Here is a 7,468-nt window from a genome sequence, read left to right on the forward strand (position 1 = left end):
CCTGATTGCGGGCGCCGCCGTCACCGCGTTGAGATTCGGCGACGATGTCATGCCCGCCGCCACCCACGCCGGCGACCTGCTCAACACAATCGTGGTGCTGGGCGGGGCCGTCGCCATGCTGGGCGTCCTGCTGCTCCAACTCATGTACGTCGGTCAGGCAAGCGCCATGGATCCGCAGAAATTCAAACTGTTCGGCATCGATGACGGCAAGCTGACGCGTGGATTGTTCGCCGCCGGTATGTGCGGATTGCCGGCGATCTGCGGTATGCTCACCCTGCTTGCGTTCGCGCCGATATACCGGGGGACGAGCGCGTTGATGGTGGTTGTGGCCGTGCTGTCGGCTCCAGTGACGGTCGCCGTGCTTCTGGCCATGTCGAAGGCGATGATTTCGCTGTTTTCCGTGCTCGCGGATTCGCGGCGCACCCGCAGCTGGCTGTACATCCTGAGTATGCCGTTGTGCTTCTTCGCGTTCCAGCTGCCGAACATCCTGATGAGCTCCGGCGTCAAGGAAGTCACCTACGCAAAATATGCGGCGGTCGCCGCCTGGACACCGTTCGGAGCGGCCTTCCAGCTGCCCTTCGACGCGGGGCAGGGACATTGGGGTCTGATTGCGGCGCGTCTGGCAATTATCGCCGTCACCTGTTGGATATGCTATCGGGCGTGCCTGTGGTGTTTGCGCAGGGAACGCACGGTCGGCGGCCGGTCTACGGCGGCGCAAGTGCAGCGCGGCATCGGCATGTTCGCTCGTGTTCCCGACAGTGTGTCCGGCGCGATTTCCGCGCGTTTGGCGACGTATCTGCGTCGGGATCCCAGGCAGCTGGTCATGTACGCGGCGCCTGTGCTGGTGTTGGTGGCGATGCTGTTGCAACCGGAGGATACGCGGTATGCGGTTTGGTTCGCCGTCGCTACGGGCGGGCTGGTGCTTGCCGCGCTTGAGGGCAACGGTGTCGCATATGACGGGCTCGGGTTCACGCTTGAAGTGCTCAGCGGCGTGCGGGGGATTGACGACCGGCGTGGTCGCGTTCGCGTGCACGTGGCGATTATCCTCGTGTACTTGACGTTGCTTTCAATCGTGTGCGTGGCGGCGACCGGCGCGTGGACGCCGAAGACCGGACTGGACATGTCAGTGATGTTCTGGGCGTTGAGTGTGGGGCTCGGATTGTGCGCGGTCGGTGTGGCCGAGGTGATTTCACCGGTGTTCATGTATCCGATAGCCCCTGCGGATCGGCCGTTTTCCACGCCTCAGGGCCGTGCGGCCAGTCAGGCGCTGATTCCGCTGATTCATATGTTCGGGTCGATGATTGTGCTGTTGCCGACGGGGTTGGTTGCGATGGCGCTTGCGATGGCAGGTGTCAGCGATGCCGGTTTGCCGTGGTGTGTCGCGCTCGCCGCGCTGCTCAACGGTGTCGGCGTTCTCGCGCTGGGGACGTGGCTGGGTGGCATTGTGCTGGATGAGCGTCAACTGACGGTGCTTGACCACCTGCGGGATTTCGCGTCCCTCCAGTAAGCGTGGCGTGTCCTGTTACCGTCTCCCCAAATACAAACTGGTTACGCCAGGACCGTCGTCAGCGTAACCAGTTTGTGTATTGTCGTCCGGAGCATCGGACCGCGGTGTTGTCCGGGGTGCCATACCCGGGTGTCATGCCGTGGTGCCGTTCCGGTGTGTATCTCTCCCAACCTTCTGCCGACGCTGACTGGCTCCTGAGCGTCGGTAGAAGCAGACCGGAACCCCCGAAAACACAAACTGGTTACGCTGAGGGGGTCCTTAGCGTAACCAGTTTGGGAAGGGGGGAACGGCAGCCTGGGGGGACAGGCCGCTCAGGCTCACGATTGCTGTGTACTTACACTTGCGTCGCACTCGCGCCGGCGGTATCGCCCTTGCGGGAGACAGTCAGCTGGTAGGCGATCAGCAGCACAGCGAGCCAGATCGGCCCAATCACCACGGCCACACGGTAGCTGGGGGAGAAGCACATGAGCACAACCACGAGCGCCATGAACGCGAGCACCAGCCACGGCGTGACCTTGGCGAGCGGCAGCTTGAAGTGAATCGCGTCAAGCGCGTCCTGCCCACTGCGTCCGGCGAGCTCATTCGGCCCGTCACCCGCGGCGACGGCCTTGCGGAAGTGCATTTCGGTGAGCATGATCATTGACCAGTTGATCACTGCGGCGATTGTCGCGATGCTCATCAGGTAGTTGAACGCGAATTGCGGCCACAGGAACACCACCACCACAGCGATTACCGTGATCGCTGCAGAGGTCAGCACTGCCGCAGCCGGCACGCCGCGCTTGTTCAGACCGCCGAGATACGCAGGCGCGTTGCCCTGCTTCGCCAGCGAATACAGCATGCGCGAGTTCGAATATAGGCCAGAATTGTAGACGCTCATCACTGCGGTCAGACACACGAAGTTGAGGATGCCGGCGGCCGCATGCACGCCCACGGAATCGAAAATCTGCACGAACGGGCTGGATTTGCCGTCAATCGTGTTCCACGGCACCACCGCCATGATTACGCCGAGTGCGGCGACATAGAAGACCAGGATGCGCCAGATAACGCCGTTCGTCGCCTTCGGGATGGTGGTGCGCGGATTCTCCGCCTCGCCTGCGGTCACGCCGATGAGCTCGGTGCCACCGAAGCTGAACATGACCACGCACAGCGCCATCAGCAGGCCGGTCCACTGACCGTCAGATCCGCGGGACAGCAGGCCGTGAGGCATGAATCCGCCGCCGATTGTGAACCAGTTCGCGAAGGACGCCCGCACGCCGGATACGCCCGGAATCCCCATGATGATTACCGCAATGCCGCCGACAATCATCGCCAGAACCGCAGCGATTTTGATAATCGCGAACCAGAACTCAAACTCGCCGAACTTCGAGACGCCCATCAGGTTCATCGCGGTGATCAGCACCAGGAAGAACGCTGCGGACACCCATTGCGGAATCGCCGGGAACCAGTAGTTCACGAACGAGCCGACTACCGCAAGCTCGACCATTGACACGAGAATGTAGTTGAACCAGTAATTCCAGCCGGACACGAAACCCGCGCGCTTCGACCAGTAGCGGGTCGCGTAATAGCTGAACGCGCCGGCTTTCGGCTCTTCGACGCTCATTTCTGACATCGCGCGCACAATCAGGAAAATCGCGAGACCGCCGATCACGTACGCAAGCAGAATACTCGGCCCCGCAAGGCTGATGGATTCGCTCGACCCGTAGAACAGGCCCGTGCCGATGGCCCCACCCAGCGCAATGAGCTGGATATGACGGTTTTTCAATGATTTGTGCAGACTCGGCTGGTTGTCGGCGGTTGTTGCGGTTGCGTCGGTTGCGTTTGCGGCGGCGGCTGTCTGCTGCCGTGCCGACGCCTCGCCGTGCGTTTCCGCCTGCACTGGCTCAGTGTTCTTGGTGCTCATGCTTTCCTCTCTGATCGCTCTGGTCACGCGCCGGCAATCATCGGTGCGGCGTTGCGACGGTGACATTGTAACGCGCAGACACGAGGTGTCCCGCCGTCATATCGCACGGCGGTTGTGTTCGCGTCCGACCTGATACACAAAATCGCCGAAGCCGCAGCCCTACCGCAATATCACACGTGTCGTCATATCGCGCGATGGTTGCGTTCATGCAGTGATGACTTGACCTGCGGTTCTGCCGAACTCTGCGCCATGGCGTGCAGTACCGGCGGCAACGACTGCGTGTAAATCACGTGCGCAATCGCTTCAGGTGTGGCAGAAAACCCGTCATACACCCACGATTGCACAAGCCCGAGCCCGCCGGCGATGCAGAACAGCAGTCGCATATTGGCAAGAGTGGGGTCCGCCCCTTCGGACTGCGCACGGGACTGCCAATTGCTGTAATCGAGAATGATGGAGACGAGCCTGCGTTGGAATTGCGGATCGGTTTTCAAGCTCAGCAGAATCCGGACACGATCCTTGTTGTCCGCCGCGTATTGACAAATCCTGACGATGACCGGCTCAAGATCTGCCCGCAGCGTGGTCTTGAACGCTGTGGCGATCGCGTGGTCCAGCCATGTGAGCGTCTCGTTTTCAATATCTGTGACCAGGTCCTGGATGTTGTCGTAATAGCTGTAAAACGTTGAGCGGTTAATCCCGGCCTGTTGGCAAACCTCTTTTACGTTGATTGACTGCAACGGCCGGGTTTGCAACAGTTTGATGACGGTATCCTGCAGAACGTGACGAGTGAATCTTGTCCGGGCATTGTCTGTGCGTTCGCGTGGCATTGTGACCACCCCCCAAGAGCATTGTATCGGTCACGCGTGTACTTTTCTGAGCTACCACCATCAGCGCCGATGCGCAATCGGAAGTACGATACATGGCCCATCTCGCCTCAAGGCGCAAATCGGCGATTTTCCGCCATCTCGACGATAATGGCGGTATGACCGTCGATCTTGTCTCGCTTACCATCATCATGCTCGTGGCGGTGCTGTGCCCAGTCATCGTGCAGCTCATCCCCGGCAAACCCGTGCCGCAGACCGTGCTGTTGCTGCTCGCCGGGGCGTTGCTGGGGCCGCATATGTTCGGAGTGATCCAGGTCAGCGATTCGGTACAGCTGCTCAGCGAACTCGGTCTCGCGTTCCTGTTTCTGCTGGCCGGGTACGAGATCGACCCCAAGCAGTTGGGCGGGCATCAGGGCCGCGTGGGGCTGGCAACGTGGGCGGCGACATTCGTGCTTGCGTTCGCGGTGATCACGTTCGTGCCGTATTTCAAACGGCATGACATGAACGGAATGGCTGCGGTGATTACGCTCACCACGACCGCGCTCGGCACGCTGATGCCGATTCTCAAGGAGCGCGGGCTCGAAGGCACGCCGGTCGGCAACGCGGTGGTCGTCTACGGCACGTGGGGTGAGCTGTGCCCGGTGCTGATGATGGCGGTGCTGCTGTCCACGCGCTCGCAATGGCAGACTTTCCTCACGCTCGCCGTATTTGCCGTGATTTGCGCGGTCGCGGCGCTTGTGCCGGCGAAGGCGCGCAAGGCGGGCAACCGGTTCTACCGGCTCGTGACCAAGCATTCGAACATTTCCGAGCAGGTGCTCATGCGCCTGACTGTGCTGTTGCTCATCACGCTGGTGACGGTGTCCGCGATTTTCGACCTCGATGTGGTGCTGGGTGCCTTCGCTGCGGGATTCATTCTGCGATACGTGATTCCGGAAGGCTCGCAGACTTTGGAAACGCGGCTTGACGGGATTTCGTACGGGTTCTTCATCCCGATTTTCTTCGTTGTTTCGGGTGCGGCGATTGATTTGAAGGCTGTCGGCGGCAATCCGGGATTGCTGATTGTGTTCATCATCATGCTGATGCTGATTCGCGCGGTGCCCGTGTATATCGCCATGTCCTTGGACCGCAAGGCGAACCCGATGTCGTCGCATCACCGTGTGACCGTCGCCGTGTATTGCGCGACCGCGCTACCGTTGATTGTCGCGGTGACGACCGTTGCGGTCAAGGCGGGTACGATGCAGCAGATGACCGCGTCCACGCTGGTCGCTGCTGGTGCGGTGACGGTGTTCTTGATGCCGTTGCTTGCGGGGCTGACCTACCGTGTGGCGGATGTGCACCCGGTGACCGCGATCGGCGAGATTGCGCACGATCCGCACGAGTACCGGCAGATTCTGCACGAGCATATTGAGATGGCGCATCTGCTGCGGCATGCGGAGCGGATGGACGTGTTTGTTGCGCGCATGGATACGTTGCCGCCGGCTGCGAGTGCCGCGGATGCGAAACTGCGGGCGGAGTTGGTGCAGCGTGCCGAGCGGGAGCGCGACCGGTGCCTGCGTGAGCTGGGTATCGACCCGGCGACCGCGCAGGAGTATCGGGAGGATGCGGTGAAGCGCTGGCGGCAGGAGGCGAGTAGGCGGGCCGGTGGTGCTGACACTGGTGGTGCTGCGAGTAAGCGGGCTGGGGGTGCTGCGGGTGCGGATGGTGGTGGTGCCGGCGTGGGTGGTGCTGACACTGGTGGTGCTGCGGATGCGGGTGGTACTGGTGGTGGTGCGTCCGGGGCTGGTGCTGGTGACGGTGCGGCAGATGGTGCTGGCGCGGCCGGTGGTGCCTTCGGATCCGCTGGTTCGGCTGGTGCTGGTGCCTCCGGGGGTGCCGTCTGATCCGGTACTTTGTGAGTGGAACCTCACACAACGCCCCCCGGCAGTGCCTGGAACCTTGGCCTGGGCCGTCTGACCCGTAACTTTGTGAGTCAATCCTCACATAATGCCCCTCGGCAGTGCCCAGAACCTTGGTCTGGGGTTGCTTGACCTCCGTTGTGTGAGTGGATTCTCACATTCCTGCGGTCTGTGATGGCAGGGGTCGGTGATTTCGCGGTTGGGGCGGTGACTTTGTGAGTCAATCCTCACACGATGGCCCTTCTCGACGTTCGGCGCAGTCATCCGGGCCGCCTGACCCGTCATCGTGTGAGTCAATCCTCACACGCCGCCCCTTTTCGGCGCTCGGTATCCCGGTCCGGGCCGTCCGGCCTGTCATCGTGCGAGTCAATCCTCACGCACTGCCCCTTGGCATTACCCAGAACCTTTATCTGTGCCATCCGACCCGGCACTATGTGAGTGGATCCTCGCACAATCCGGTCTGCCACGTTGTGCGTGTCCGGACATACAGACCGGCGCGGATGACGTGCACCCGGTCCCTTCGCCCGTCTATCTGTCGGGTTGTGTATGTCGGAGCATGCGCGATTGGTCTGCTGCTGGTCCCAGTCACTTCTTGCCAGACCGATCTGCCGGGTTGCGTATGTCGGGGGATACGTGATGAGCCTGTTGCCGGCTTGATCGGTCTGTGGTTGGTCAATCTGTCATGTTGCGTATGTTGCGGCACACGGGCCGATACAGATGGCGCTGGATTGGTTCGGATTGCCTGCGGGTCTGTCGGGTTGTGTATGTCCTGGCATGCGCGATTGGCTCCTTGTGCGCACTGCAATTTCCGGCAGTATTCGATTTACCGACTGTTGTATGTCGGGGCATGCGGATTGATGCGGATGGTGTGTGATTGAACGCCTCTGTCCATGTATCTGTCGCGTTGTGTATGTCTGGGCATGCGTGGTGTGTGGATTGATGGCGTGGTGGATGGTCGGGGAGTTGGGTTTGTCGGGTTGTGTATGTCGGGGCATACTCGATTGGTTTGTGGCGGGTCTCAGTCGCTTCTTGCCGGGCTGATTTGTCGGGTTGTGTATGCCCGAACATGCGTGCCGGTGTGGGTGGTGTGGGTTCGGCTCGTATCTCTTGCTGATTTGTTGCGTCGCGTATGTCTGGGCATGCGGGGGGATACTGATGGTGCAGGTTCGGCTTGTGCCGTCTGCTGGGTTTGTCGCGTGTGTATGTCTGGGCATGCGCAACGCGGTGGGTGGTGTCGGGCTGACTTGCGTTGTTCTCGGGTCTGTCAGGTTATGTTTGTCGCAGCATGCGTGGTGAGTGGGTTGATGGCGTGGTGGATGGTCGGGGAGCCGGGTTTGTCGGGTTG

General features: G+C 61.2%; 4 protein-coding genes. 2 read left to right on the forward strand and 2 right to left on the reverse strand.

The window, feature by feature from the left end:
- The coding region (locus ACI38B_RS04705) for an ABC transporter permease (RefSeq protein WP_439729738.1) at positions 1-1,507 on the forward strand (1,507 nt) is incomplete at its 5' end.
- A 334-nt stretch (positions 1,508-1,841) separates the two neighbouring features.
- On the opposite strand, the gene ACI38B_RS04710 is transcribed toward ACI38B_RS04705, so the two are convergent.
- Complete coding sequence (locus ACI38B_RS04710; protein WP_439729739.1) at positions 1,842-3,407, reverse strand: amino acid permease; 1,566 nt, start codon at positions 3,405-3,407, stop codon at positions 1,842-1,844.
- Between the two features lie 182 nt (positions 3,408-3,589).
- Positions 3,590-4,231, reverse strand: a complete 642-nt coding sequence (locus ACI38B_RS04715; protein WP_439729740.1) for a TetR/AcrR family transcriptional regulator C-terminal domain-containing protein — start codon at positions 4,229-4,231, stop codon at positions 3,590-3,592.
- 92 nt (positions 4,232-4,323) lie between these two features.
- Between ACI38B_RS04715 and ACI38B_RS04720 the strand changes: the two genes are divergently transcribed.
- Positions 4,324-6,108 (forward strand): cation:proton antiporter, encoded by a 1,785-nt coding sequence (locus tag ACI38B_RS04720; RefSeq protein ID WP_439729741.1) that lies wholly within the window; start codon positions 4,324-4,326, stop codon positions 6,106-6,108.
- Positions 6,109-7,468: the final 1,360 nt, after the last annotated feature.

Source organism: Bifidobacterium sp. (assembly GCF_051876855.1).
In the GTDB taxonomy this organism is placed as follows: Bacteria; Actinomycetota; Actinomycetes; order Actinomycetales; family Bifidobacteriaceae; genus Bifidobacterium.

Excerpts from the sequence above, each read along its gene's own strand:
- ACI38B_RS04710 (WP_439729739.1), bottom strand. The coding sequence starts at position 3,407 with ATGAGCACCAAGAACACTGAGCCAGTGCAGGCGGAAACGCACGGCGAG.
- ACI38B_RS04715 (WP_439729740.1), bottom strand. The coding sequence starts at position 4,231 with ATGCCACGCGAACGCACAGACAATGCCCGGACAAGATTCACTCGTCAC.
- ACI38B_RS04720 (WP_439729741.1), top strand. The coding sequence starts at position 4,324 with ATGGCCCATCTCGCCTCAAGGCGCAAATCGGCGATTTTCCGCCATCTC.